We start from the raw sequence: 25467 nt of genomic DNA, 5'->3' as shown, positions 1-25467 counted from the left end.
GCAAGGTGGGTAGAACGTTCGGCACCTGTGTACTATTCGGACTGACGATGGTCTGTGCGTCCTGGGCGCAGGCGTTCAATGACGCCACGACGCCGCTGCGCTGGAATACGCCTGCCGACCGTGCCACCTGCACTGAGCCGGGCTCGGCGCTGTGGGTCGAGGCTGGCCGAGCCGAGGCGTGCATTCGTTACTTCGCTGGCGGCGCCCTTGAGCATGCGCCCGTGGTCATTGTGATGTTTCACGGTGATCGCACGACCGAAATGAATCGCGCGCCGCAGGCGATTGCCGGCAATACTTTGGCCGCCAAAGTGAACCAGGCCAGGGCGCTGACCAAACGCGTCGGTGTGCCCTTGGTGATCGTGGCGCGCCCAGGTACCTACGGCTCCAGCGGTGACCATGGGCAACGGCGTCAGGCGCAGGAATTCATTGCGCTCAATGGGGCGCTGGATCAGTTGCGCGAGCGCTATGGTATTGGCCAGTTCGTGTTGCTCGGGCACAGCGGCGGCGCTACGGTTGCTGCCGCGCTATTGACGCTGGGCCGCACCGACGTGAAATGCGCGGTGATGACCTCCGGGGCTTTCTCGCTGGTGCAGCGGGCGCAAATGATCCGCCAGAGCAAGGGCCTGCCTTCAAGGCCGGGGCGTGACACCAATGGATTGCTGCATCCCTATGACCCGGCCCAGCACATCGCTGGCATTGCCGCCGCGCCGACACGCCAGCTGTACGTGATTGGCAGCACGGGCGATCAAATCGCACCGTTTGCCTTGCAGAAGGCTTTTTTCCAGGCGCTGATGCGTGCCGGGCACCAGGCTCATTTGATCAGGGCGCAAGGCGTGCCCACGACCTTTCACCAACTGCGCCATGACATCGGGTTGAAGACTGCGGCGCAGTGCGCAGGCTAGGCCTGCAGCGCCGGCTGGCGAGAGGTCAAGCCATCACACAGGTGTGACAAGCCCGTCCCGCCCGAGCTTTTCACCATGACCCAATCGCCGGGCTGAAACCACTGGTCGGGGTCGTTCGCCAGTGCCTGGGTCAGCGCCTTGGCATTCTCGAACCATTGCACAGGTAGCTCATCACGCAGGGACAGGTACAACGCGTGCATCAACGGCCCGCACAGCAGCACCTGCCGTGGCGCCACGGCCCGTAAGGAATCGGCCATCTCCAGGTGATAACGTTGGGCGTCGGCACCGAGTTCGAGCATATCCCCCAGCACCAGCACGCGCTGGTGAGGCAGGGCAGGCACGTCGGTCATGGCGCGCAGGGCGGCATTCATCGAGCCCGGGTTGGCGTTGTAGGCATCGTTGATCAGTTGGAAATGACCTCCTGTGCAGGCGACAGTCAGGACATTGCCGCGGCCTTCTACCGGCATGAAGGCTTCCAGCATTTCCAACGCCTGCTGGGCCGCCAGCCCGCCCGCAGACAGCGCAGCCAGCACCGCCAACGCGTTGAGCGCCATATGCCTGCCGCGTGCCTGCAGGCTGAACTTCAACGGTTGCCCGGCGATGAGTGCGTTGACGGTTATCTGCGTGTCCTCGCTGCTCCAATCCAGCAAGCGCAGGTCCGCTTCGGGGTGTTCGCCAAAGCTGATCACGTGCAGCCGGGCGACCCTGGCCGCTTCGGCGAACAGCTCGTAGTAAGGCATATCGCGACAGAGTACCGCATGGCCACCCGGTGCCATGGCGCTGAAGATCGCGCTTTTTTTGCGCGCCAGGTTTTCCAGGGTCCCGTGATATTCCAAGTGCGCTGGTGCGATTCCGGTGACTATTGCAATCTGCGGGCGAACCAGCGTCGAGTTGATCGGCATGCGCCCGACGGCCATTTCCAGTACCCAGAATTTGGCCGGGGCGGTCATGCTCGCCAGGTTCCAGGCAATGCCATGGGGCAGGTTGGCATTGGCTTCGGTCTGGCCCACTTCGCCCCAGTGTTTCAATGCCTGGGCGAGCATTGCCACGACGGTGGTCTTGCCGAAACTGCCGGTCACGCCAAACACTGTTCCACTGAAGTGCTGCCGGGCGTGGCGGCCCATCTGCAACATGGCTTCGCTGGTGTCGGCCACTTGCAATACCGGCAGCCCGCTGCCCAGATAGGGAGTCGGGTCCACACACATGAAGGCTGACGGCCGACGTTCGGGCCGGGCTTGGGCCCAGCGTTGCGCCGATTGCGCTTCATTGGGGCCGACCCGGCTGGGATGGCGACTCAGGATGCGTTGCGGCTTGAAGAACTGCATGGAGGGCGTCAGCCCTGTTGCACACCAGTCGGACGGCGGTGGGATTGCCCAAGTGCCCTGGGTCACCTGGGCCAGGGTACGAGCGTCCCAGGTCCGATCCATGCCGGTTGCGTCCTGGGCCAAACTGACCTGGGGCGCGCCATCGAGCAGGTAACGATGGTAAGCGATCAGCCCGGAAAGATAATGCTCTACATCGTCGATCCGCACCCTGAACGCGTGATGACGGATAAAGAATGCTCCGGCGATGCGCGCGGGGTTGGCAAAATACATCGCCAGTTCCGGCCAGAAGTAGCCATTGAGCAGGTAGCGTGCGCGATGATGCAAAGCGCCATAGAACGCGTGCAGATCGATCTCTTCAAGCAGGTGGCGCAGTTGCGGTTGCTGGGCGATGCGCGTCAGCATCTGCTGTGCTGCCATCATCAGTTCCAGTAACGTAGGAAAGGTGGTGATGCGTTGTTGCACGAACCCCAGGTAGCCGGCGACGTTGTTCAGGCCGAAGCGGAAATATTTTTCGTCAGGCCGGTAGCGCGTCAACTCGTTCACGCAGTAGCTGAGCCAGTGGTCATGCTCGCGCCAATGCTCTTTCTCGATGAAATAATCGAAGGCTTTTTCCACCATGGTCAGCCAGCGTTCGTTGCCGGTCAGCCCATGGAGGCGGATCAGCCCAAACGCGGCTTCGCCATCGTAATAGATAATTCTAAAGGGCTCTTTGACGCTCAGGTCCTGGGCATGCAATACGTGCACGAACGCCCCGCTGGCGGAATCCTGCATCCAGGCCATGCCGTTGGCGAGGGCTTCGAGCAGCGGCAGATAACGGCGAGTGCCGGTGACTTCGCTGTACTTGACCAGCGCCAGCAGGCACACCGCATTGCCGCCCAGCTTGATTTCGTTGTCGGTGTCGATAAGAAATGCCGCCACGCTGCCATCGGGCAGCAAAGAGGGCCTGATCAGCACCTCAGTGAGGTGAGCCAGTGAACGTTCGATAGCCGCTTTCAGCGGTTTATCGCCGGTCAGCGCCCAGGCCTCGATCATCGAGTAAGTGGTGCTCGCGTGACGCAGCGTGTTGTAGTTTTTGATGGTTCGGTCAAAGCAGGGGAAATAGCCATAGATAAACTGCCCGCTGTCTTGCACTTGTGTGCTCAGGTAGCTGGATGCGCTGTTTATACAGGCCCGAATGTCATCAGGCGCGAGCGCTCCCAGTGCACGCCAGCCGCTTTGCGGCCCGCTGCTGTTCAGGGCGTGGGCAATGCCATCTTCGGCGCAGAACACACCGGTTGTGTTGAAGGTAAATACACGAGTTTCGGGGGTAAGCCCTGCGATGACGGCAGCGGCCTGCGAGCCGTTGAACCGTCGCTTGGCATAGATGGCGAAGTTATTCGCGTTGAAGGTCGCGTGGGCAATATTGCTGCCGCCGTACAGGATGGCATTGGCATTCAATTCCTGTTCGGTGATTGCCAGCTGCATATCCGCATCAAACGCCAGGCCGTGCCTGAAATAGTTGCGCTTATGACGCTTGAGACGCTCACATAACTTGTCCCAGGTTATTGGCGTCACGTTGAATGCACGTTCGACACGGATCCACGAACGATCGGTTTCATTCGTACGCTGGCAAACAGCCTGGGCGTAGCGACGTTGCAGTTCAAGTTCGCCCAATTGCCACGCAGTTTCGAAGTTATCAGCCGTCATATGAAAAACCACCGCACGGTGGGCGCTATCACTTATTGAAAAAAATAAGGTGCAGGTGTGCGGGGCGTCTGGCGAGACAGTCAGCTCTTTAACGTTTTTGCTCAAAAGAGTGTAGCAGGCGAGCAGTTGCTGTTTCATAGGCGAAACTCTCCATGCATCATAACTTGACGACAATAATTATTATTTGACGTGCAGGCTGGTCAAAAAATGCAAACTTTGTCGCTACAGAGTTATTGTTCGTAAGTGTGCTGAGGTCTACATATAGCTATCAGGAAAACAGCGACGAATCTTCCTTTGCCGGCTCTCGGACAGGAGAAATAATGGGATTGTCGTATTGTTGAAGATGGTCGCGAATCAATTTGCGAATGACCTGAGAGATAGTAAGGTCAACGTCGCTGGACAAGGATTCCAGCCGTTGTTTGGTCGGCGCGTCGATGAGGATGGTCAGGCGCGTAGTTTTATCAGGCATTTTTCTAGTCCTTTTACATACAAAAGCGCGGTCTCAACTGCCGCGGACAGTAATGTTTCGAGAAGTTGGAAAGCTTAGAACCGTGCAGCCAATACAACAGGATTCTAATTCAACTCTCCTGGCATTTTCCACGGGTGTGGGTTGAAAGTTGAGATAATGTGAACGTCTGCACCTTTTGCCCAGGTCGCTATTATCATGTGATTATAATCCGATGAGTCTGGGTATTAACGAGGTTCCAATGAAATTATACGAAGCAGGCGATGCTGTCAAAACTAATACTAGCTATAACTAAAGTAGTGTATGTGCGCGTTGATAGATGGGGCAGGTGATTTTTTGCATTATGCAGGTTTTTTTCCAGCGTTTTGCTGAAAAATACAGCTCGGAAAAACGGCTGTTGTATGTTTTGTTCTTTTGTGATGCGGGGGCAATAAGGGGCGTAGACACGAGGTCATGGCGTTGCAGCAAAAAGGGCCGGGATGGCCCTTTTCAGGTGACGGGATCAAGCAAAAACGAAGTACTTGCGCACGGTCTCCACCACTTCCCACGTGCCCTTCATCCCCGGCTCCACCACAAAGATATCCCCAGCGCGCAAATGAATCGGCTCCATGCCTTCCGGCGTGATCACGCAGTAGCCTTCCTGGAAATGGCAGTATTCCCACTTCACGTATTCCACGTACCACTTGCCCGGTGTGCAGATCCAGGTGCCCATGATCTTGCTGCCGTCTTCGCTGGTGTAGGCGTTGAGATTGACGGTGTGCGGGTCGCCTTCAAGCTTTTCCCATTTGCAGGCATCCAGGACCGGCAGTGGGTGGGTGTCGCGCAGTACGGTGATAGGCTTGGACATGATGCCTCCGAGGCAAGGGTAGAAGAGTCGAACCCTATAGCGTCGCGGCCGGGGCTGGTGGTCTGGACTCGACATCGGTATGCCCAGAAGCGCAGTTAATGTGGGAGGGGGCTTGCTCCCGATAGCAGTGTGTCAGTCACTGCTATGGCTACTGACACACTGCAATCGGGGGCAAGCCCCCTCCCACATTGGATCTGTGTGAATTGTTCGGTAATTTGTCTTTTTATCGCAGTAACTGCGAAAGAATTCGCCTATGACGCCAGAATTCGCAAGAAAATTCAGAGCTGGCCCTCGTATCATTCACCCCAGTACCCCGTGAGAGCCTTGCAATGAACCCAATAAAAACGTGGTGGGATATCAGCCCGCCCTTGAGCACGGCGACCCCGACCTGGCCTGGCGATACGCCGTTCCAGGAAGAGCGCGTGTGGCAGTTCGGCCCTGAGTGCCCGGTGAATGTGGGGCGCGTGACCTTGTCGCCGCACACTGGCGCCCATGTGGATGCTCCGCTGCATTACAGTGCCGACGGTGCGCCGATTGGCGAGGTGTCGTTGGACGTGTACATGGGCCCGTGCCGGGTGCTGCATTGCCTGGGCAGCGGCGCGCTAGTGCAGCCACACCAGTTGCAAGGCCGTGTGGATAACCTGCCGGAGCGCGTGCTGCTGCGCACTTATCCACAAGCGCCGCTCACCGAATGGGATGCGAATTTCACCGCCATCGCCCCACAAACCATTGAACTGCTCGCCAGCCTGGGTGTGCGCCTGATCGGTATCGACACGCCGTCCCTGGACCCGCAACAGTCCAAGACCATGGATTCCCACAACGCGGTAGCCCGTCACGGCATGGCGATCCTCGAAGGCATCGTGCTCGATGAGGTACCGGAGGGCGACTATGAACTGATCGCACTGCCGCTGCGCTTTGCCAACCTCGATGCCAGCCCGGTCCGCGCAATCCTGCGCCCGCTCAAGGAGCCCACGCGATGAGCCAATGTCCCTTCTCTGCCGATTACCAGCCACCGGAAGAATGGCATAACGCCGAACTGAATTTTTCCGAGTCCATGAGCTATGGCGACTACCTGGACCTGGGCAAAGTCCTCAGCGCCCAGCACCCGCTGTCGCCTGACCACAACGAGATGCTCTTCATCATCCAGCACCAGACTTCGGAGCTGTGGATGAAACTGATGCTCCACGAACTCAAGGCCGCCCGCGAACACGTGCGCCTGGGTGAGTTGCCGCCGGCGTTCAAGATGCTGGCGCGAGTCTCGCGGATCTTCGACCAACTGGTGCACGCCTGGGCGGTGCTGGCGACCATGACGCCGTCGGAGTACAAGGCAATTCGCCCATTCCTGGGGCAGTCGTCGGGGTTCCAGTCGTTCCAGTACCGCGAGATCGAATTCATCCTCGGCAACAAGAGCCCGGCATTGCTGCGCCCCCATGCTCATCGGCCGGAACTGTTGCAGGAGCTTCAGGTGGCGATTGCCACGCCGTCGCTCTATGACGAGGCGATCAACCTGATGATCAAGGCGGGGCTGGCGATTGACCCCCAGCGCGCCGAGCGCGACCCGACGGCGGCCACAGTGCATGATGAGTCGGTGGAGGCGGCGTGGCGTGAGGTGTATCGCGACCCGAGCCGGTATTGGGATTTGTATCAGTTGGCCGAGAAGTTCATCGACCTGGAGGATTCGTTCCGCCAATGGCGCTTCCGGCATGTGACCACGGTGGAGCGGATCATCGGCTTCCAGCCGGGCACTGGTGGCACCGAAGGCGTGGGGTATTTGCGCAAGATGCTCGACACGGTGCTGTTCCCCGAACTCTGGCGAGTACGTTCCACCCTCTAAACAAAAAGCCCCGGATTACCGGGGCTTTTCATTTGGAATGCAGTTAAAAATGTGGGAGGGAGCAAGCCCCCTCCCACATGGTTTATTGCGTTACTGCAACCGTCGCGTTTTTCATCCGCAGCCGATAGGCCACATAGATAATCCCCACCCACACCGGCATCGCATACACCGACTCGCGAATCCCCGGGATTGCCAGCATCACGCTGATGATCATCAGCATGAACGCCAGGCAAAGGTAATTGCTGAACGGGAACCAGAAGGTCTTGAACGACGGCGTCACGCCTTGCTCGCCCATGGCCTTGCGGAACTTGATATGGGTGATGCTGATCAGCGCCCAGTTGATCATCAGCGAAGCAACCACCAGCGCAAACAGCAACTCCAGGGCACTCTGCGGCGCGACATAGTTGACCACCACACACAGCATCGTCACCAAGGCTGAAATCGCCAACGCCCGCAGCGGCACGCCTTGCTTGTTGAGCTTCATCAGCGCCTTGGGCGCGTCACCTTGCTCGGCCAGGCCAAACAGCATGCGGCTGTTGCAGTACACGCCGCTGTTGTACACCGACAACGCCGCGGTCAGCACCACGAAGTTGAGGATGTGGGCGGCGGTGTCGTTGCCGATCAGCGAGAAGATCTGCACAAACGGGCTGCCGCTGTAGGCATCGCCGGACGCGCCGAGGGTCTGCAGCAGTTGATCCCACGGGTACAGCGACAACAGCACGGTCAGCGCGCCGACGTAGAAAATCAGGATGCGGTACACCACCTGGTTGATCGCCTTGGGAATCACCTTGCGTGGCTCGCTGGCCTCGGCGGCGGTGATGCCGACCAGCTCCAGGCCACCGAACGAGAACATGATGAAGGCCATGGACATCAACAGCCCCATGCCGCCATTGGGGAAGAAACCGCCATGGCTCCACAGGTTGCTAACCGAGGCTTGCGGGCCACCAGTGCCGCTGAACAAAAGGTAGCAGCCGAGCACGATCATGCCGACAATCGCCACCACCTTGATGATCGCGAACCAGAACTCGGCTTCGCCGAAGAACTTCACGTTCAGGGTGTTGATCAGGTTCACCGCGACAAAGAACACCAGCGCGCTGACCCAGGTCGGAATCTCCGGCCACCAGAACTGGATGTACTTGCCCACCGCCGTCAGTTCGGCCATGCCCACCAGCACATACAGCACCCAGTAGTTCCAGCCCGCCAAGAAGCCCGCGTAGCCGCCCCAGTATTTGTGCGCGAAGTGGCTGAATGAACCGGCCACCGGCTCCTCGACGATCATCTCGCCGAGCTGGCGCATGATCAGGAACGCGATAAAGCCTGCAATCGCATAGCCCAGGATCATCGACGGCCCCGCCGACTTGAGTACCCCGGCCGAGCCGAGGAACAAGCCTGTACCAATCGCCCCTCCCAAGGCGATCAGCTGAATGTGCCGGTTCTTCAGGCCACGCTTGAGGCCCACCGGGTTAACCATGTCATCCGCCATTAACATTCCCTTCTACTTGTTTTTCTCAAGGGTGAGTGCACGCCGCATCGGCCCCTCAGAAGTGCTGAGGGTCAGATATTACTCTGGGTGAACTTTTCGTAATACAGCTGAACGCCATCAAGTGCCTGATCCGCCAGCCATTGTTGGATGGATTCGACCATTGGCGGGGGGCCGCACAGGTACATATCCGCCGATCTATCCCGCAATTCGGCCAGGTCGAAATGTTCGGTAAGGTAACCGCGCTTGCCGGACCAGTCATCGGAGGGTTCGCTGAGCACTTCGGTGTAGCGAAAGCCCGGGATTTTCCCCGCGTAGTCCTGGATACGCGCCGCTTCGCATAAATCCTCGGCCCCGCGCACGCCGTAGTACAGGTGCACCGGTTGCGCGCAGCCGTTGGCCGCCAGCTCATCGAGCATACCCAGCAACGCCGACAAGCCTGTGCCGCCCGCCACCAGCACCAGCGGCTGGGTGACATGGCGCAGGTAGAACGCCCCCAATGGCGCCTCCAGCAGCATCTCGTCGCCCACCTGGCAGCGCTCGCGCAAATATTTGCTCATCACCCCATCCGGCAGCAGGCGCACCAGGAATTGCAGTTGGTTGCCCGGCCGATTGGCGAAGGAGTAGGAGCGCCAACTGTCGGTGCCGGGCACCGCGAGGCGAGCGTATTGGCCGGGCAGGAAATCCAGTGGCTGCTGCAGTTGCACCTGCAGGATCGCCGTACTGGTGGAGACCTGCTGCACGTCGCTCACCGTACCGCGTACCTGCACTGGCCCGGACGCATTGCACAGGCTTGAATCGAAGTCGAAGTAGAAGGTGGCGTCGGACTGCACCCGGGTCTGGCAACTGAGCATCTTGCGTTGTTGCAGGTCGAGGCTGGAGAGGGCTTCGTCGTCTACGTAGTCTTGTGTGTAGTTTCCCGATTCGCAGCGGCCCTGGCAGGTGCCGCACACGCCTTCGCGGCAATCCAATGGGATCTTGATACCGTTACGCAGGGCCGCATCCAAGAGAATTTCATTGGCGCCCACCGGAAAAAACAGGGTTTTGCCATCGGCAAAGCTGAAGGCCACTTTGTGAGTCATCTGAACAGCTCCGGTGCTTCAGAGGTGATAGAAATCCAGCACCGAGTTGATGGTGTCGTTGAGCAGCAAGGCGTGCTTGCGCGTGATCAGCCAGCTGTCGCCCTCGGGCTTGAGGCGATAGGTTGCGTGCCCATAGAACTGCTCGGACGTAGCCAACCGATAAAACAGCGTGTGCCAGTTCAAGCGCACCTCCAAGGTGCCGTCGCTTTGTTCGGCAATGCGTACGTTATTGATCAGGTGCAAGGTGCGCGGCATCGGTGTGGCCGAGGCGGCCTTGCCGGTGCGCAGGCGGAACACGCGGTCTTCCAGGCCCGAACGGTTGGCGTAGTAGATCAACGACATCTCGCGCTTGGGGTCGCGGGTGTAGACGTGTTCCGAGTCCCATTGCGGCAGGTGGAATTCACTCTGCGGGTCGAACAACTGCACATAGGCATCCCAGTCCTGGGCGTCGCACAGTTCGGATTTGCGGTAGAAAAACTGCTCGATCTGGTACTGCAACTGTGCATTCATCACTTCACCTCCCGCAGTGTCAGCGCTTGCCGGTCCAGGCCCTTGAGCAGGAACTGTTGCCAGTTGCGATGCTGGTTGACGTACAAACCTTCGTGGGTGAACTCGGTGCCGGTCATGGCTGGTTGGATGCCAATGGCTTCGCTGTTGGGCGTAGGCCCGGTTTCCCAGCGGTGGCTGCCCCGTGAGATATCGCTCCAGCGCTCCAGGCGGCCCTGGAAACCGCGCTGGGCTTCGCGAAATTCCACCAAGTCGTCCGGCGTGCCCATGCCCGAGACGTTGAAGAAATCTTCGAATTGGCGAATGCGGTTTTCGCGATCCGCATCGGACTCATCCTTCACACCCAGGCACTGGCTGATGATCTCGGTCTTGTTCCAGGCCACCGGGCGGATGATGCGCAGCTGTGAGCTGATCTGGTCGAGGAAGAACAGGCTGGGGTAGATGTTCAGGTTACGCAGGCGGTGCATCATCCACTCGGCCTTTTGCTGGCCGTGCTCTTGTACCAGTCGCGGCATGATCGTGGCGTAGCCGGAGCGCACGCTGGGGTTGGGCATGTCGCTGAACAACACGCTGTGGCCGTTGTTGAAGGCGAACCAGCCGTCGTCGGTATTGGCGTCGCCGGCGCCGAGCTTGCTGTAGTCCAAGGTCGTGCTGGAGCCTGTGCCGTTCTCGGTATTGACCTGCTGGCGATGCTGCACCGTGGCCACGTAGTTGTAGTGCACGGTGCTGACGTGATAACCGTCCAGGCCGTTTTCGTTTTGCAGTTTCCAGTTGCCGTCATAGGTGTAGGCGGACTTGCCCGGCAGCACCTCCAGCTCCCCCGTGGCGGATTGCGCCACCATCATGTCGAAAAACACTTTGGCGTCGCCGAGGAAGTCTTCCAGGCTATCCGTGCCCTGCACGTCGAGGCTGATAAACACAAAGCCCTTGTAGCTGTCGATGCGGGCTTTTTTCAGGCCTCGGGTGGCTTTATCAAACCCCTCCGGATATTCCCCCGGTGCCTTGACCTTCACCAACCGGCCGTCGCTCTTGTAGCACCAGGCGTGGAACGGGCAGGTAAAGGTGGACTGGTTGCCCTTGCCCACCCGGGTGAGGGTGGTGCCGCGATGTTGGCAGGCATTGATCAACGCGTTGAGCCGGCCTTCGCCGTCGCGGGTGATGATCATTGGCTGGCGCCCGGCGCGCATCGTCACGAAGTCGTGGTTGTTCGCCAGCTCGCTTTCGTGGCAGGCGTAGATCCAGTTCTTTTCGAAGATCAGTTCCATCTCCAGCTCGAACAACTCGGGCTCGGTAAACATGTCGCGGGCGATGCGAAACACCGCATCGGCCGGGCGAAAATCCAGGCAGCTTTCGATAAAGCTCTTCCACTGCTCGACGCTTCTTGCACCACTCATGGGAGGCACCTTTTGATCATGGCTAAACGGTGAGCCATTAAGAGCCTGTGAGGTGGTGGCGGGCTATCCGCTTAATGGGGGAAGCTGGGCCGCAAAGTTGGGCAGCAAATACCCACGGCGGTGCGCGCAAGTGACAGCATGCGCTACTGTGATTGCAGGTGAAGGTCACGAAAGCCTGGGCTTTATCCACATAGTCGACCTTTGCTATCCACCCGGTGGTGATGGTGCTGGCGTGGCTTGGAACTTGCTGTCGATGTTCAACGACGCGCCGCCAGAGCGCGCAAACGCCTAACCGCCGTGGGTGCAGCCCGATGAGTAGCCAGACACGCGATATTCATATCCAACGCTTCGACCTGGAGGGCGCCCGCAGCTGGATGTCCGGTATTTGCGGCCCCCATCGCCTGGCAACGGCGACGCCCGAACGCCTGCGTTTTCACCACAGTGCCAACGTGTTCAAGTCCCGCGCCACCACCCTGGGCGTGATCGAATACGGCACCGACGTGACCATCGACATCGAAGACGCCGAGCACTTCAGCAGCTACAGCCTGAGCCTGCCATTGGTGGGCGAGCAGGAACTGAGCAAGAACGGTGAACGCCTCAGTTCCAACCGCGACCAGGGCGTGATCATTTCACCCAATGAACACCAGGTGCTGGCGATTTCCGGTGACTGCCGCAAGTTGCAGGTGGTGATTACCCGCGCAGCCATGAGTGAATCGCTGGAAGGTTTGTTGCAACGGCCCATCGACGCGCCGCTGCGCTTTGAATCAGTGATGGACGCGGTGGAAGGTGCCCCGGCTGCGTGGTGGCGCATGGCGCGTTACTTCATCGCCGAGCTGGAATGCCGCAGCGAGTTGTACGAGCAGGCGGCGTTCACCCGCGACCTGGAAAGCTCACTGATCAAGGGCCTGATCCTGGCCCAGCCGAATAACTACTCCGAAGAGCTGCGTGACGTGCTGGGCGTAAAACTGCCGCATTACCTGATCCGTGCGCGCCAGTACATCCATGACAACGCCCGCGAAGCCGTGCACCTGGAGGATCTGGAGGCGGCGGCCGGGGTGTCGCGGTTCAAGCTGTTCGATGCGTTTCGCAAGTACTTTGCGCTCTCGCCCATGGCTTATCTGAAGAAGCATCGGCTGGGGGCTGTGCGTCAGGAGATTCTTGAGCAGGGCTCGGTGCGTACCATCTCGGAAATTGCGTTGGGTTGGGGGTTTACTCACTTAGGCAGGTTTTCAGCGGAGTACCGCAAGCAGTTTGATGAATCCCCCAGCCAAACCCTGCAACGCAAGCGCCTGCGCAGCCTTTGAAAACGATGAGGATCAAACTGTGGGAGGGAGCAAGCCCCCACACTGGATTTGTGGTGCATATGGAATCTCAGATCAACTCTTCCACCAGTTGCAGGCAATGACTCAGCCCCAGCGACTGATCATTTACCCGCCGGCTGAGAATGATCGGCGAGGTCGCAGTAGCTTCCACCACCGGTGTATAGCCAATATCCGCCCGATGCAGCACCTGCACCGACGCCGGCACCAATGTCACACCCATCCCGGCACCCACCAGGCCGATAGCGGTCTGCAACTCGTTGGTCCACTGTGCAACCTTCAGGCTCAAGCCATGGGCGTCAAACAGCGCGATCACATGGTCGGCATAACTGGGGCGCGGGTTGCCGGGGTAGAGCACAAAGGGTTCGGCGGCCAACTGGGCGAGGGTGGCGGGGGCGTCCAGCAAGGGGTGACCACTGGGCAGCACGGCTACCAGGCGATCCTCCACCAATACCCGCTGGACAATGGCCGGGTCGTCGATGCGAATCCGTCCGAAGCCCACATCGATGCGCCCGGCCTTGAGCGCGTCGACCTGCTGCAGGGTGGTCATTTCCGACAAGCCCAGCTCCAGCTCCAGGGCCTCATGATTGCGCAGGCGCCGAATCAATTCCGGCAGCACGCCGTACAAGGTCGAGGGCGCAAAGCCGATGCCCAACCAGGTCTTTTCGCCCAGGCCGATGCGCCGGGTGTTGTCGCAGACCTTGTCCAATTGTTCGAGCAACACATTGGCATGCTCATAGAAAAATCGCCCGGCCTCGGTCAGGCGCAAGGGGCGGCTACGCTCCAGCAGAATGACCCCCAGTTCATCCTCCAACTGTTGGATCTGCCGGCTCAAGGGCGGCTGGGCGATGTGCAGGCGTTCGGCGGCGCGGGTGAAGTTGAGGGTCTCGCCCAGCACCTGGAAATAGCGCAGGTGTCGCAGTTCCATATCGGCTCCTTTCATACCTTGAAGGTATTGCTTGAGACCCATTCTATATTGGAACCCCGCAAAAATACGGCACAGAATCGGCCAAAACCTATAAAGAACCCAATGGGTATTGCCATGCTGACCTGCGTCATCGAGTCGATCGAAACCATCATCGTCGACCTCCCTACCATTCGCCCGCACAAGCTGGCGATGCACACCCTGCAAAACCAAACCTTGGTGATCATCCGCCTGCGTTGCGCCGACGGCATCGAAGGCATCGGCGAAGCCACCACCATCGGCGGCCTTAGCTACGGCAACGAGAGCCCCGACAGCATCAAAGTCAACATCGACCGCCATTTCGCGCCGCTGTTGATCGGCCAGGATGCGAACAATATCAACGCCGCCATGTTGCGCCTGGAACGCAGTATTCGCGGCAACACCTTTGCCAAGTCCGGCATCGAAAGCGCCTTGCTCGACGCCCTCGGCAAACGCCGGGGCCTGCCGGTCAGCGAACTGCTCGGCGGGCGTGTACGCGATGCGCTGCCGGTGGCCTGGACCCTGGCCAGCGGCAACACCGAACAAGACATCGACGAGGCCGAGAAGATGCTCGACCTGCGCCGCCACCGCATCTTCAAGTTGAAGATCGGCGCCGGTGAAATCAGCCGTGACCTGACCCATGTGATCGCGATCAAGAAGGCCCTGGGCGAGCGTGCCAGTGTACGTGTCGACGTCAATCAGGCCTGGGATGAAGCCGTGGCCCTGCGGGCGTGCCAAGTGCTTGGTGACAACGGCATAGACTTGATCGAGCAACCGATTTCGCGCAATAACCGCGGCGGTATGGCCCGGCTCAACCTGTCGAGCCCGGTGCCGATCATGGCCGATGAGTCCATTGAGTGTGTCGAGGATGCCTTCAACCTGGCCCGCGAAGGCGCGGCCTCGGTGTTCGCCCTCAAGATCGCCAAGAACGGCGGGCCTCGCGCCGTGTTGCGCACGGCGGCGATTGCCGAAGCGGCCGGCATTGGCCTGTACGGCGGCACCATGCTCGAAGGTGGCATCGGCACCCTGGCCTCGGCCCATGCATTCCTCACCCTGAGCAAACTGGCGTGGGACACCGAGCTGTTCGGCCCGCTGTTGCTGACCGAAGACATCCTCACCGAGCAGCCGCTATACCGCGATTTCCAGCTGCATATTTCCACTGCGCCGGGCCTGGGCCTGGCGCTCGATGAAGAGCGCCTGGCGTTCTTCCGTCGTGACAAACACTAAGAGGCGCTGCCATGTTGTTTCACGTAAAAATGACCGTAAACCTGCCCCTCGACATGCACCCCGAGCGCGCCGACAGCCTCAAGGCCGAAGAGAAAGCCCTGGCCCAGCGCCTGCAACAAGAGGGCAAATGGCGCCACCTGTGGCGCATCGCCGGGCACTACGCCAACTACAGCGTGTTCGATGTCGACAGCGTGCAGGACCTGCACGACCTGCTGATGCAACTGCCGCTGTTTCCCTACATGGCCATCGAAGTGAATGCGCTGTGCCGGCACCCGTCGTCGATCCATGCAGACGACCGCTAAGCGCCTTTTAAAAAGCTAATAATGACAAGATGAGGAATGCACCATGACCATCCGCCTGTCCCAGACTGCTCACGCCCAACGGTTTCTCGAAGAAGCCAGCGGTAACCTCAATGACGCCGGCAACCCGCGCGCCAAGGCGCTGATGTACCGGATCCTGCGCGACACCGTGAACATCATCGAAGACCTGGAAGTGACCCCGGAAGAATTCTGGAAGGCGGTCAACTACCTCAATGAACTGGGCAAAAACCAGGAAGCCGGCCTGCTCGCCGCAGGCCTGGGCCTGGAGCATTACCTCGACCTGCTGATGGACGCCGCCGATGAACAGGCCGGCAAGTCCGGCGGCACACCGCGCACCATCGAAGGCCCGTTGTACGTAGCCGGCGCGCCGTTGTCGAAGTACGAAGCGCGGTTGGATGATGGCCAGGATGACGCGGTGCCGTTGTTCATGCGTGGGCAAGTGCGCGATACCAATGGCAAGCCACTGGCGGGGGCGATTGTCGATGTATGGCAGGCCAATACGGGCGGTACCTATTCATGGTTCGATCCGACTCAGTCGGCATTCAACCTGCGCCGACGCATCGAAACCGACGCCCAGGGCAACTACCGTTTTCGCAGCATCGTGCCCTCCGGCTATGGCTGCCCGCCCACCGGGCCGACGCAGCAATTGCTCGACCAACTGGGGCGCCATGGACAACGCCCTGCGCACATCCACTTCTTCATCTCGGCGCCCGGGCACCGGCACCTGACCACCCAGATCAACCTGTCGGATGATCCTTACCTGCATGATGACTTTGCCTATGCCACGCGCGATGAACTGATTGCCGAGATTCGCTTCAGTGACGATCCGCAGCTGGCACGGGAGTTTGGTGTGCAAGGGCGGTTTGCGCAGATTGATTTTGACTTTGAGTTGCAGGTGGCTGATGCGCCGGTGGAGCAAAAGCGCATGCAACGCGTACGGGCTCTCGAGGACTGAGCGCGGGCAGAATGTGGGAGGGGGCTTGCCCCCGATAGCAGTGTGTCAGTCACTTATTTACTAACTGATCCTCCGCTATCGGGAGCAAGCCCCCTCCCACATTTAGTTCACATTTGATTTGTGGTGTTGGTGCTATTTGCGCAGGACCAGATCCAACACCTCATCCCGGTCCTTGATCTTCTGCAGCACAATCTCCGACCTGATATCCATCACCCCCGCCGTGCGGTTCAGGTGGTTCACGATAAAGTCAGAAAAATGCTTGAGATTGCGCGCCTGCACCCGCAGCACATAGTTGCTGGCGCCGGTGATCACATAGGCGCTTGCCACCTCCGGCCAGCCTTGCACCTTCTTGATAAAGGTCTCATGCCAGTCCTCTACATCCTGGCGCAACGACAGGTGCACGATGGCTTCCAGCTCGATCCCCAACTGCTCGGCATTCAATACCGCACGGTAACCGCTGATGATGCCCTCGCTTTCCAACAGGCGCAGACGGCGCAGGCAGGCAGAGGGCGAAAGTGCGACTTTTTCCGCCAGTTCCTGGTTGCTGATACGGCCATCCTGTTGCAGGAAATGCAGGAGGCGCAGGTCGGTGGCGTCGAGAATCATGCTTTGAATAAATCCGCGTATTTAGAGGTTAAATTCGAATTTCCTACAGCTTAATTAGCCTGTTACCCACCACTTTGCACGAAAATTCTCTAAAACCTCGTTCATTATTTGCTGCATCTTCACTGATAAAAACCAGGACGACCCATGATCACTCCAAGCCATTGCCAAGCCCTCGACGCCCAGGACCCATTGGCGCCACTGCGCGCCCAGTTCGCCTTGCCCGAGGGGGTGATCTACCTCGACGGTAACTCCCTCGGCGCACGCCCGGTGGCGGCATTGGCGCGGGCGCAACAGGTGATTGCCGAGGAGTGGGGCAATGGTTTGATCCGCAGCTGGAACAGCGCCGGCTGGGCGGATTTGTCCCTGCGCCTGGGTAATCGCCTGGCGCCATTGATCGGTGCGCGGGACGGTGAAGTGGTGATCACCGATACCACCTCGATCAATCTGTTCAAGGTGCTCAGTGCGGCGTTGAGTGTGCAGCGCCAACGTGCGCCTGGGCGCAAGGTGATCGTCAGTGAGGCGAGCAACTTTCCCACCGATCTGTATATCGCGCAGGGCTTGGCGCAATTGCTGCAGCAGGGTTATTCCCTGCGGTTGGTCAACAGCCCCGACGAGCTGCCGCAGGCAATCGATCAGGACGTGGCGGTGGTGATGCTTACCCACGTCAACTACAAGACCGGCTACATGTACGACATGCAGGCGCTTACAGCCTTGAGCCACGAGTGCGGCGCGCTGAGCATCTGGGACCTGGCGCATTCGGCGGGTGCGGTGCCGGTCGACCTGCATCGGGCCGGCGCTGATTATGCGATCGGCTGCACCTACAAATACCTCAACGGCGGCCCGGGATCCCAGGCGTTCGTGTGGGTCAACCCGGCGTTGGTGGACGTAGTGCGCCAGCCGTTGTCGGGCTGGTTCGGGCACACCCGCCAGTTCGCCATGGAGTCCACCTACGCACCCAGCACCGGCATTGCGCGCTACCTGTGCGGCACCCAGCCGATCACCTCGTTGGCCATGGTGGAGTGCGGCCTGGAGATTTTTGCCCAGACCGATATGGCCAGCCTGCGGGCTAAATCCCTGGCATTGACCGACCTGTTTATTGCGCTGGTCGAAAGCCGCTGCGCCGCCCATGGCCTGACCCTGATCACCCCACGTGAACACGCCCGGCGTGGCAGCCACGTCAGCTTTGAGCACCCCGAAGGTTACGCCGTGATCCAGGCCCTGATCGCTCGGGGCGTGATCGGTGATTACCGCGAGCCGCGGATCATGCGTTTTGGTTTCACACCGTTGTACACAAGCTTCACCGAGGTTTGGGAGGCTGTGGAAATCCTCGGCGAAATCCTCGACAACGCCACCTGGGACCAGCCGCAATTCAAAGTGCGCAACAGCGTCACCTAATAGCACCACAGACCCAATGTGGGAGGGGGCAAGCCCCCTCCCACAGGGGATCTGTGACAACAGTCAAGCAACCATCACAATAATAAAAGGGGCACTCCAGTGACCACGCCAGACAACGGCTTTGCAGAGATCACCCACCGCGAACTGGGCCTTCGGCGCCAACTCACTTCCGGCCAGATGAGCATGATCGCCATCGGTGGCGCCATTGGCACCGGGCTGTTCATGGGCAGCGCCTATGCCATCGGCTATGCCGGGCCGAGCGTGCTGGTGAGCTACGCCATCGGCGCGCTGATCACCTTGTTGCTGATGGGCTGCCTGGCGGAGATGACGGTGGCTCATTCCACCTCCGGCTCCTTTGGCGCCTATGCCGAGTTCTACATCAGCCCACTGGCCGGCTTCCTGGTGCGTTATGCCTACTGGGCGGCGATTGTGCTGGCCGTAGGCGCCGAGGTCACGGCGGTGGCGATGTACATGAAATACTGGTTTGCCAACGTGCCGGAGTGGGTGTGGATCGTGTCGTTTTCCAGCGTGCTGATCCTGCTCAATGCCATCAGCGTGAAGACCTTCGGTAACTTCGAATACTGGTTCTCGACGATCAAGATCAGTGCCATCGTCGGTTTCATCATCCTTGCGGTGTATGTGGTGTTCGGCTCCGGCAACCCGGACTACGGCGTGCAGAACTACACGGCCCACGACGGGTTTTTTCCCCATGGCTTGAGCGGCATGTGGATCGCGGTGATCGTGTCGATCTTCAGCTACCTCAGCGTCGAGATGATCGCCGTGGCCGCCGGTGAAGCCGCCGATCCGGAACAGGCGGTGAAGAAAGCCTTTCGCGCTACCATTGTGCGCCTGGTGGTGTTCTACCTGCTGACCCTGGCGCTGATGCTCGCCATCGTGCCGTGGAACCAGGCGGGCCAGACCCAGAGCCCATTCGTCACGGTGATGCAGACCATCGGCATTCCTGGTGCCACCGGGGTGATGAACTTCGTGATCCTGATCGCTGCGCTGTCGGCGATGAACAGCCAGCTCTACATCACCACGCGCATGATGTTCAGCCTGTCCCGCGCAGGCTTTGCGCCCAAGGCCATGGGCGCCTTGAGCAAGAACGGCATCCCGCTCAATGCCCTGTTGCTGTCCAGCTCGGGCATCGCCCTGGCGACCTTGCTTAACGTGGTGTACCCGGAAAGCTCGTTCACCCTGATGATGGCGATCTCGATGTTCGGCGCGATCTTCACCTGGTTCATGATCTTCCTCACGCACCTGTTCTTCCGCCGCTATCGCAAGCGCCATGGCGGGGCGAAGTTGTCATTCCAGCTGCGCTTGTTTCCCTACACTACGTTGCTGGGGCTGGTGCTGATGGGGGCCGTGATGATCACCACCTATTTCACCGAGGCGTTCAAGATGACCCTGGTGTTTGGCGTGCCGTTCCTGCTGATACTGTCGGCGGTGTATTACGGGTTTTTCCGCAAGGGCAGGGCCAAGGCATCGAACAAAGCTCTGGCGTAACCCGGCAATTGTTCGAAGTCGCGTGCGCATAACAGCAGCTTGCGGCAGGCCCAGGTTTCTCGCAGAGGCTGGACCTTGAAACGGCGCTCCGACGGCCAGCGATCCAAGGCGGCCTGAGGCACGATGCCCAGGCCGGCGCCGCCGGCGACCATGCGAATCAAGCCATCAAAACCGTCGGCGCGGATACGGGTTTGCAGGCGAAAGCCTGCGTGCAATGCCTGCTCCTCCAAGTACACCGCCAGCGCACTGTTGGCCGCCAAGCCTACGTAGTCGTACTGCAAGCTGTCGATGAAGCTGGCTGTGGTCAGCGGATGGTCAAGGGGCACGATCAGCACCAATGGATCATCGCGAAACGGCAAGGTCTGCAAGCCGTGGGTGTCTACCGCATCGGAAATAATCCCCAGGTCGGCCGTGCCCTGGCGCAAGGCTTGGGTGATGCGCAGGCTGGGCAGTTCTTGCAGGTCGATATCCAGGTTGGGGTGTTCACGCAGAAAGCCGGCGAGCAGTTCAGGCAGGTATTCGCTGAGAGCGGTGGTGTTGCACAGCAGACGGACCTGGCCTTTGACGCCATTGGCGTATTCGGCCAGGTCCTGTCGCAGGTGTTCGGCCTGTTGCAGCAGCAGGCGAGCGTGCCGGGCCAAGGCTTTGCCCGCAGGGGTTGGGGTGACGCCACGGCGGCCACGGTCAAGAAACGCGATGCCCAGTGAAGACTCCATCGCCCGGATGCGTGCGCTGGCGGCAGCCAGGGACAAATGACTGCGAGCCGCGCCGGCGGTGATATTGCCGGTGTCGAGGATGTGCAGGTAGAGGCGCAGGTCGATCAGATCAAAGTGCATGGCGTCAGCCTCAGGCAAATCAAGAGTCAGGGTCAGTATATGGCGAATTTTCGAACCCGGCGAAAGCTCCCACAATGACGCGCATGAATACCTTTCTCTCGTTCTATCAAAACCTTGGTCCTGCCTTGACGCTGCTGGTGATCGGCACCTTCCTGCTGGCCGGCACGGTCAAGGGCATCATTGGCCTGGGCCTGCCCACCGTGGCCATGGGCATGCTCGGCCTGGCTATGTTGCCGGCGCAGGCTGCAGCGTTGCTGATCATTCCTTCGACAGTGACCAACCTCTGGCAACTGGCGTTTGGCGGCCATTTGAGCGCCTTGGTCAAACGCTTGTGGCCGATGCTGTTGTTGATTTTCTTCGGCACCGGGCTTGGCAGCGTGTGGCTGGGCATGGGGGGCGGGCCTTGGGTGGTGCGTGGGTTGGGTGCGGCGTTGCTGGTGTATGCGTTGAGCGGACTGTTCCTGCCGGCATTGCGGGTAGACCCGGCCACCGAACGTTGGCTGGGGCCGCTGTGCGGCGCCGTCACTGGCCTTATCACCTCGGCGACCGGCGTGTTCGTGATTCCCGCTGTGCCCTACCTGCAAGCCTTGGGTTTGAATCGCGATCAGTTGGTGCAGGCACTGGGCCTGTCGTTCAGCGTATCGACCCTGGCGCTCGCCGCAGGCCTGGCGTGGCGGGGCACCTTGGGCGGCGGTGAGATCAGTGCTTCCATGTTGGCACTGCTGCCGGCGCTGCTGGGCATGTGGCTGGGCCAGGCGTTGCGCCAGCGCATCAGCGCAGTGTTATTCAAGCGCGTTTTCTTTATCGGCATGGCGCTGTTGGGTGGCCACCTGTTGATCAGTGGCTGAGTCGCCAACCGCTCGGTGTAAGCTGCGCTGAACCGATTACGAGGAGCGCCTGTGAAAGCCCGGTCCGATGAGCTACAGATTTTCGTCAGCGTGATTGAGTGCGGTTCGATTTCCGCCGCGGCGGAGCAGGTCGGACAGACCCCTTCGGCGGTCAGCCGCACCTTGTCGCGCCTGGAGGCCAAGCTCGACACCACCTTGATCAACCGCACCACCCGGCGCATGGACCTGACCGAAGAGGGCAAGTACTTCTTCGAGCAGGCCAAGGTGATCCTGGCACAGATGGATGAGCTGGAAGAGCGCCTGTCGTCGCGCCAGAAAAAACCGGCCGGCCGCCTGCGTATCAACGCTGCCGTGCCGTTCATGCTGCATGGGATCGTGCCGTACATCGCCGAATTTCGTAGCCTCTACCCGGAAATCCAGCTGGAGCTCAACAGCGACGACCTGATCATCGACCTGCTGGAGCAAAGCACCGACATCGCCATTCGCATCGGCGCCCTGGCCGATTCGACCCTGCATGCGCGTTTCCTGGGTTCGACCCCACTGCATATCCTTGCCAGCCCCGACTACCTCAAGCAGTACGGGACGCCGGCGACGGTAGCCGAACTGGCCGATCACACGCTGCTTGGCTTCACCCACACCGAAACCCTCAACCACTGGCCGCTGCGCCATGTGGACGGTGATCGCTGGCTGATCCAGCCCGGCGTCAGCGCCTCCAGTGGCGAAACTGTGCGGCAATTAGCGCTGGAGGGGCAGGGCATTTGTTGCCTGTCGAACTTCATGACTATCGACGACATCGACACCGGGCGCCTGGTGCCGATGTTGGAGGCGTTCAACAGCGGTTATCGCCAGCCGATCCATGCGGTGTTCTACCGCAACTCGCAATTGGCGCTGCGCATCCAGTGTTTCCTGGATTTTATTCAGGCCAAACTGGCGCGGTATGCCCGCTGATTCGTGATCTGCACGCAAGAGTGAATTGGGTGATACGGGCTTATTCGATTGGGAGGGGTGCTTGATACTGGCTTCATCATTTACCCAGTCAGGAGCAACCTCCATGAACGTATTCGTTACCGGCGCCGCAGGGTTTATCGGCGGTTCCATCGCCACCGGCCTGGTCAAGGCCGGCCACCACGTCACCGGCCTGGTGCGCAGCGCTGAGCAAGCCGCCGAGATGACTGCCCTGGGCATCACCCCGGTGATCGGAACCCTTGACGACGCCGCCGTGTTGACCGAGCAGGCGCACAAGGCCGATGCAGTGATCAATGCCGCCAGCAGCGACCATCGCGCCGCCGTGGAAACCCTGCTGGCCGCCTTGAAAGGCTCGAACAAGCCGTTGCTGCACACCAGCGGCTCGAGCATTGTCGGCGATGCGTCGGGCGGCAAGGCCAGCGATGTCATCTATTTTGAAGACAATCTGCCGGAGCCGACTGTCGACAAGGCCGCGCGCGTGGCGATCGACAACTTGATCCTCGCGGCCGCCAGCGACGGCGTCAATTCGGCGGTGATCTGCAACACCCTGATCTACGGCCACAGCCTGGGCGTGAAGCGTGACAGCGTGCAATTGCCGCGCTTGCTCAAGCAGGCGCGCAAAAGTGGTGTGGTGCGCCATGTGGGCCCGGGGCAGAACATCTGGTCCAACGTACATATCGAAGACGTGGTGGCCCTGTACCTGCTGGCGCTGACCAAAAACGTGCCGGGTACGTTCTACTTTGTGGAAAGCGGCGAAGCAGCGTTTATCGACATGACCACGGCCATTGCCCAAGCGCTGAACCTGGGCGAGCCGCAGGATTGGCCATTGGCCGAGGCTGAGGCCGAATGGGGCTATGAAATGGCGAACTACGGGCTGGGTTCCAACAGCCGGGTGCGTGGCAAGCATGCCCGTGAGTTGTTGGGCTGGTTGCCGAAGCGTACGTCGGTGGTGGAGTGGATTCGCGACGAAATGGTGTGATGTTCGCTTGAGACCAAGGTGCTGCTATCGGGAGCAAGCCCCCTCCCACATTTGACCGAATTCCAACTTTGGAATGCATTCAAGTGTGGGAGGGGGCTTGCCCCCGATTGAGGCGACTCGGTCTTCAAGACTAGCCCCGCCTTACTCAATTCCGTACCATTCCCGCTTTATCCCCGCATCTCCCTGGTACTCCATGAACCTCAACCGTCTGCGCGCCGATGCCCTGGCCGGCCTCACCACGTCTTTCGCGCTGCTGCCAGAATGCATCGCCTTTGCCCTGGTAGCCCACCTCAACCCGCTGATGGGGCTCTACGGCGCCTTTATCATCTGCACCCTGACTGCGTTGTTCGGCGGTCGCCCGGGCATGGTTTCGGGCGCGGCCGGTTCGATGGCGGTGGTGATCGTCGCGCTGGTGGTGCAACACGGGGTGGAGTATCTGCTGGCGACGGTGCTGCTGGGCGGGCTGATCATGGTCGCATTCGGCCTGCTGCGCCTGGGCAAGCTGGTGCGCATGGTGCCGCACTCGGTGATGCTCGGTTTCGTCAACGGCCTGGCGATCATCATTGCGCTGGCGCAACTGGAGCATTTCAAGAGCGGCGAACACTGGCTCAGTGGCACGCCGTTGTATGTGATGACCGGCCTGGTGGTGGTGACCATGGCGATTGTCTACCTGTTGCCACGCCTGACCCGTGCCGTGCCCCCCGCGCTGGTGGCGATCCTGGGGGTTGGCCTGGCGGTCTACCTGCTTGGCCTGCCGACCCGCACCTTGGGCGATATGGCGCATATCGCCGGCGGCTTGCCAACCTTCGCCCTGCCGCAGATCCCCTGGACCCTGGAAACCCTCGGCATCATCGCGCCCTACGCGTTCCTGATGGCGATGGTTGGCCTGTTGGAAACCCTGCTGACCCTCAACCTCACCGATGAAATCACCGAGACCCGTGGCTACCCCGACCGCGAAAGCGTGGCCCTGGGCGCAGCGAACATGGTCTCGGGCCTGTTCGGTGGCATGGGTGGTTGCGCGATGATCGGGCAAACCGTGATCAACCTCAGCTCCGGCGGGCGCGGGCGTTTCTCCGGGGTGTTTGCCGGGGTGATGATCCTGTTGTTCATTCTGTTTCTATCACCGCTGATCGAACGAATTCCGCTGGCGGCGCTGGTGGGCGTGATGTTTGTGGTGTCGCAGCAGACCTTCGCCTGGGCGTCGCTGCGGGTGATCAACAAGGTGCCGCTCAATGACGTACTGGTGATCATGGCGGTGACGATCATCACGGTGTTCACCGACCTGGCCACCGCGGTGTTGTGCGGTATCGTCATCGCGGCGCTGAACTTCGCCTGGCAGCAGGCGCGGGAGCTGTACGCGGATGAACATCTGGAAGCTGACGGCAGCAAGCTTTACCGCCTGCATGGCACCTTGTTCTTTGCCTCGACCACGCCGTTCCTGAATCAATTCGACCCGGCCAACGACCCGGCCCAGGTGACGCTGGATTGCCGTCACCTGAGCTTTGTCGACTATTCGGCGATTGCCGCGCTGATGACCCTGCGTGAACGCTACTCCAAGGCCGGCAAGCACCTGCGGGTGCTGCATTTATCCGAGCGCTGCAAGAAACTGCTCAAGCGTGCGAAGGTTCACCACGACTGATATTAAGGCCCGACCAGGTCTTCGAGTTCCTGGGCGCGGGTCTGGGTCATGTCCAGCACGCAGCCGGAGCCGTTGACCTGATCGATAGTGCCGCCGGTAGCACTGCCGGCGAAGGCGCAATTGGCATCGCGGTACTTGATCCACAGGCGCTGCACATCTTGCAGCTGCTGCTTGCGCGCGCCGTCCTGGGCGGCAATAGCGGTCTTGTAGGCACGGTTCAGGCGTTCGTCCTGCACCTTGGTTTGCTTGGCGTTGCAGTTGACCATGTCCGCCGTGGTGTTGGCGCTGTCCATGCATTTCTTCAATGCGGCATTGTCTGCGGCAAAAGCGCTGCCGCACAGGGACAGAAGCAGGGTGCTGGCGGCGATTGTGGTGCGAATCATGAGCGGTTTCCTGAACAAAGTG

At 60.2% G+C, this 25467-nt stretch carries 24 protein-coding genes; 13 read left to right on the top strand and 11 right to left on the bottom strand.

The window, feature by feature from the left end; genetic code table 11:
* Positions 1-5 precede the first annotated feature (5 nt).
* Positions 6-902: an alpha/beta hydrolase family protein gene (locus tag BLU48_RS23310; protein ID WP_231988996.1), complete on the top strand. Its 897-nt coding sequence runs from the start codon at positions 6-8 to the stop codon at positions 900-902.
* On the opposite strand, the gene BLU48_RS23305 is transcribed toward BLU48_RS23310, so the two are convergent.
* The 3 genes from BLU48_RS23305 to BLU48_RS23295 all read right to left on the bottom strand — a co-directional run bounded on the left by BLU48_RS23305 (position 899) and on the right by BLU48_RS23295 (position 5226).
* Complete coding sequence (locus tag BLU48_RS23305; RefSeq protein WP_231988995.1) at positions 899-3913, bottom strand: Mur ligase family protein; 3015 nt, start codon at positions 3911-3913, stop codon at positions 899-901. The genes BLU48_RS23310 and BLU48_RS23305 overlap by 4 nt on opposite strands.
* Positions 3914-4181: 268 nt before the next feature.
* Positions 4182-4382, bottom strand: a complete 201-nt coding sequence (locus BLU48_RS23300) for a hypothetical protein (RefSeq protein WP_057025155.1) — start codon at positions 4380-4382, stop codon at positions 4182-4184.
* A gap of 499 nt (positions 4383-4881) precedes the next feature.
* Positions 4882-5226, bottom strand: coding sequence for a cupin domain-containing protein (locus tag BLU48_RS23295; protein ID WP_003230905.1), 345 nt, complete (start codon positions 5224-5226; stop codon positions 4882-4884).
* Between the two features lie 329 nt (positions 5227-5555).
* Here BLU48_RS23295 and kynB point away from each other — a divergent pair, with 329 nt between their 5' ends.
* Both kynB and kynA read left to right on the top strand, forming a co-directional pair.
* On the top strand, positions 5556-6206 hold the full coding sequence (gene kynB / locus BLU48_RS23290; RefSeq protein WP_043046744.1) for an arylformamidase: 651 nt from the start codon (positions 5556-5558) through the stop codon (positions 6204-6206).
* Entirely contained in the window at positions 6203-7060 is an 858-nt protein-coding gene (kynA, locus tag BLU48_RS23285; RefSeq protein ID WP_043046745.1) for a tryptophan 2,3-dioxygenase, read from the top strand. The genes kynB and kynA overlap by 4 nt, the downstream gene beginning before the upstream one ends.
* A gap of 82 nt (positions 7061-7142) precedes the next feature.
* Here kynA and BLU48_RS23280 read toward each other — a convergent pair whose 3' ends face one another.
* The 4 genes from BLU48_RS23280 to antA all read right to left on the bottom strand — a co-directional run bounded on the left by BLU48_RS23280 (position 7143) and on the right by antA (position 11523).
* Complete coding sequence (locus BLU48_RS23280) at positions 7143-8543, bottom strand: amino acid permease (RefSeq protein WP_057025156.1); 1401 nt, start codon at positions 8541-8543, stop codon at positions 7143-7145.
* A gap of 71 nt (positions 8544-8614) precedes the next feature.
* Complete coding sequence (antC, locus tag BLU48_RS23275; protein WP_057025157.1) at positions 8615-9622, bottom strand: anthranilate 1,2-dioxygenase electron transfer component AntC; 1008 nt, start codon at positions 9620-9622, stop codon at positions 8615-8617.
* Positions 9623-9640: 18 nt separating this feature from the next.
* Positions 9641-10132 (bottom strand): anthranilate 1,2-dioxygenase small subunit, encoded by a 492-nt coding sequence (gene antB / locus BLU48_RS23270; protein ID WP_056845953.1) that lies wholly within the window; start codon positions 10130-10132, stop codon positions 9641-9643.
* Entirely contained in the window at positions 10132-11523 is a 1392-nt protein-coding gene (antA, locus tag BLU48_RS23265) for an anthranilate 1,2-dioxygenase large subunit (RefSeq protein WP_056845954.1), read from the bottom strand. Before antA ends, antB begins: the two co-directional genes overlap by 1 nt.
* A 311-nt stretch (positions 11524-11834) precedes the next feature.
* Here antA and BLU48_RS23260 point away from each other — a divergent pair, with 311 nt between their 5' ends.
* Positions 11835-12827 carry an AraC family transcriptional regulator gene (locus BLU48_RS23260; RefSeq protein ID WP_057025158.1) on the top strand — a complete coding sequence of 331 codons (993 nt, stop codon included), beginning with the start codon at positions 11835-11837 and terminating at the stop codon, positions 12825-12827.
* Positions 12828-12894: 67 nt separating this feature from the next.
* Here BLU48_RS23260 and BLU48_RS23255 read toward each other — a convergent pair whose 3' ends face one another.
* Positions 12895-13770: a LysR family transcriptional regulator gene (locus tag BLU48_RS23255; protein WP_057025159.1), complete on the bottom strand. Its 876-nt coding sequence runs from the start codon at positions 13768-13770 to the stop codon at positions 12895-12897.
* Positions 13771-13884: 114 nt separating this feature from the next.
* Between BLU48_RS23255 and BLU48_RS23250 the strand changes: the two genes are divergently transcribed.
* The 3 genes from BLU48_RS23250 to catA are packed head-to-tail and all read left to right on the top strand — an operon-like array spanning position 13885 to position 16287.
* Entirely contained in the window at positions 13885-15012 is a 1128-nt protein-coding gene (locus tag BLU48_RS23250; protein WP_057025194.1) for a muconate cycloisomerase family protein, read from the top strand.
* An 11-nt stretch (positions 15013-15023) separates the two neighbouring features.
* The gene (catC, locus tag BLU48_RS23245; RefSeq protein WP_043046752.1) at positions 15024-15314 is read left to right on the top strand and encodes a muconolactone Delta-isomerase; all 291 of its coding nucleotides are present in this window, start codon (positions 15024-15026) and stop codon (positions 15312-15314) included.
* Positions 15315-15357: 43 nt separating this feature from the next.
* Positions 15358-16287: a catechol 1,2-dioxygenase gene (gene catA, locus BLU48_RS23240; protein ID WP_057013104.1), complete on the top strand. Its 930-nt coding sequence runs from the start codon at positions 15358-15360 to the stop codon at positions 16285-16287.
* A 132-nt stretch (positions 16288-16419) separates the two neighbouring features.
* Here catA and BLU48_RS23235 read toward each other — a convergent pair whose 3' ends face one another.
* Positions 16420-16893 (bottom strand): Lrp/AsnC family transcriptional regulator, encoded by a 474-nt coding sequence (locus BLU48_RS23235; RefSeq protein WP_003194103.1) that lies wholly within the window; start codon positions 16891-16893, stop codon positions 16420-16422.
* 144 nt (positions 16894-17037) lie between these two features.
* On the opposite strand from BLU48_RS23235, the gene kynU reads away from it, so the two are divergent.
* Positions 17038-18288 carry a kynureninase gene (gene kynU / locus BLU48_RS23230; RefSeq protein ID WP_057025160.1) on the top strand — a complete coding sequence of 417 codons (1251 nt, stop codon included), beginning with the start codon at positions 17038-17040 and terminating at the stop codon, positions 18286-18288.
* A gap of 99 nt (positions 18289-18387) precedes the next feature.
* Positions 18388-19794 (top strand): amino acid permease, encoded by a 1407-nt coding sequence (locus BLU48_RS23225; protein WP_046069504.1) that lies wholly within the window; start codon positions 18388-18390, stop codon positions 19792-19794.
* Here the strand turns inward: BLU48_RS23225 and BLU48_RS23220 are convergent.
* Complete coding sequence (locus tag BLU48_RS23220; RefSeq protein ID WP_056845993.1) at positions 19740-20630, bottom strand: LysR substrate-binding domain-containing protein; 891 nt, start codon at positions 20628-20630, stop codon at positions 19740-19742. The genes BLU48_RS23225 and BLU48_RS23220 overlap by 55 nt on opposite strands.
* A gap of 83 nt (positions 20631-20713) precedes the next feature.
* Here BLU48_RS23220 and BLU48_RS23215 point away from each other — a divergent pair, with 83 nt between their 5' ends.
* The 4 genes from BLU48_RS23215 (at position 20714) to BLU48_RS23200 (ending at position 25062) form a co-directional block, all read left to right on the top strand.
* Positions 20714-21478: a sulfite exporter TauE/SafE family protein gene (locus BLU48_RS23215; RefSeq protein WP_057025161.1), complete on the top strand. Its 765-nt coding sequence runs from the start codon at positions 20714-20716 to the stop codon at positions 21476-21478.
* A gap of 51 nt (positions 21479-21529) precedes the next feature.
* Positions 21530-22426, top strand: coding sequence for a LysR family transcriptional regulator (locus BLU48_RS23210; RefSeq protein WP_057025162.1), 897 nt, complete (start codon positions 21530-21532; stop codon positions 22424-22426).
* A gap of 103 nt (positions 22427-22529) precedes the next feature.
* Entirely contained in the window at positions 22530-23423 is an 894-nt protein-coding gene (locus tag BLU48_RS23205; RefSeq protein ID WP_057025163.1) for an NAD-dependent epimerase/dehydratase family protein, read from the top strand.
* A gap of 193 nt (positions 23424-23616) precedes the next feature.
* Positions 23617-25062: a SulP family inorganic anion transporter gene (locus BLU48_RS23200; protein WP_057025164.1), complete on the top strand. Its 1446-nt coding sequence runs from the start codon at positions 23617-23619 to the stop codon at positions 25060-25062.
* A gap of 2 nt (positions 25063-25064) precedes the next feature.
* Here BLU48_RS23200 and BLU48_RS23195 read toward each other — a convergent pair whose 3' ends face one another.
* Positions 25065-25445 carry a lysozyme inhibitor LprI family protein gene (locus BLU48_RS23195; protein ID WP_046069500.1) on the bottom strand — a complete coding sequence of 127 codons (381 nt, stop codon included), beginning with the start codon at positions 25443-25445 and terminating at the stop codon, positions 25065-25067.
* Positions 25446-25467 lie beyond the last annotated feature (22 nt).

The sequence above is a fragment of the Pseudomonas synxantha genome (assembly GCF_900105675.1).
In the GTDB taxonomy this organism is placed as follows: Bacteria; Pseudomonadota; Gammaproteobacteria; order Pseudomonadales; family Pseudomonadaceae; genus Aquipseudomonas; species Aquipseudomonas synxantha.
This window is presented reverse-complemented; position numbering and strand designations above follow the sequence as displayed.

Coding starts and splice junctions, on each gene's coding strand:
- BLU48_RS23300 (WP_057025155.1), bottom strand. CDS start 4,382: ATGCCTGATAAAACTACGCGCCTGACCATCCTCATCGACGCGCCGACC.
- kynA (WP_043046745.1), top strand. CDS start 6,203: ATGAGCCAATGTCCCTTCTCTGCCGATTACCAGCCACCGGAAGAATGG.
- BLU48_RS23195 (WP_046069500.1), bottom strand. CDS start 25,445: ATGATTCGCACCACAATCGCCGCCAGCACCCTGCTTCTGTCCCTGTGC.
- BLU48_RS23260 (WP_057025158.1), top strand. CDS start 11,835: ATGAGTAGCCAGACACGCGATATTCATATCCAACGCTTCGACCTGGAG.
- BLU48_RS23205 (WP_057025163.1), top strand. CDS start 22,530: ATGAACGTATTCGTTACCGGCGCCGCAGGGTTTATCGGCGGTTCCATC.
- kynU (WP_057025160.1), top strand. CDS start 17,038: ATGATCACTCCAAGCCATTGCCAAGCCCTCGACGCCCAGGACCCATTG.
- BLU48_RS23220 (WP_056845993.1), bottom strand. CDS start 20,630: ATGCACTTTGATCTGATCGACCTGCGCCTCTACCTGCACATCCTCGAC.
- BLU48_RS23250 (WP_057025194.1), top strand. CDS start 13,885: ATGCTGACCTGCGTCATCGAGTCGATCGAAACCATCATCGTCGACCTC.
- BLU48_RS23305 (WP_231988995.1), bottom strand. CDS start 3,913: ATGACGGCTGATAACTTCGAAACTGCGTGGCAATTGGGCGAACTTGAA.
- BLU48_RS23255 (WP_057025159.1), bottom strand. CDS start 13,770: ATGGAACTGCGACACCTGCGCTATTTCCAGGTGCTGGGCGAGACCCTC.
- kynB (WP_043046744.1), top strand. CDS start 5,556: ATGAACCCAATAAAAACGTGGTGGGATATCAGCCCGCCCTTGAGCACG.
- BLU48_RS23235 (WP_003194103.1), bottom strand. CDS start 16,893: ATGATTCTCGACGCCACCGACCTGCGCCTCCTGCATTTCCTGCAACAG.
- BLU48_RS23200 (WP_057025164.1), top strand. CDS start 23,617: ATGAACCTCAACCGTCTGCGCGCCGATGCCCTGGCCGGCCTCACCACG.
- catA (WP_057013104.1), top strand. CDS start 15,358: ATGACCATCCGCCTGTCCCAGACTGCTCACGCCCAACGGTTTCTCGAA.
- catC (WP_043046752.1), top strand. CDS start 15,024: ATGTTGTTTCACGTAAAAATGACCGTAAACCTGCCCCTCGACATGCAC.
- antC (WP_057025157.1), bottom strand. CDS start 9,622: ATGACTCACAAAGTGGCCTTCAGCTTTGCCGATGGCAAAACCCTGTTT.
- antA (WP_056845954.1), bottom strand. CDS start 11,523: ATGAGTGGTGCAAGAAGCGTCGAGCAGTGGAAGAGCTTTATCGAAAGC.
- BLU48_RS23295 (WP_003230905.1), bottom strand. CDS start 5,226: ATGTCCAAGCCTATCACCGTACTGCGCGACACCCACCCACTGCCGGTC.
- BLU48_RS23280 (WP_057025156.1), bottom strand. CDS start 8,543: ATGGCGGATGACATGGTTAACCCGGTGGGCCTCAAGCGTGGCCTGAAG.
- antB (WP_056845953.1), bottom strand. CDS start 10,132: ATGAATGCACAGTTGCAGTACCAGATCGAGCAGTTTTTCTACCGCAAA.
- BLU48_RS23215 (WP_057025161.1), top strand. CDS start 20,714: ATGAATACCTTTCTCTCGTTCTATCAAAACCTTGGTCCTGCCTTGACG.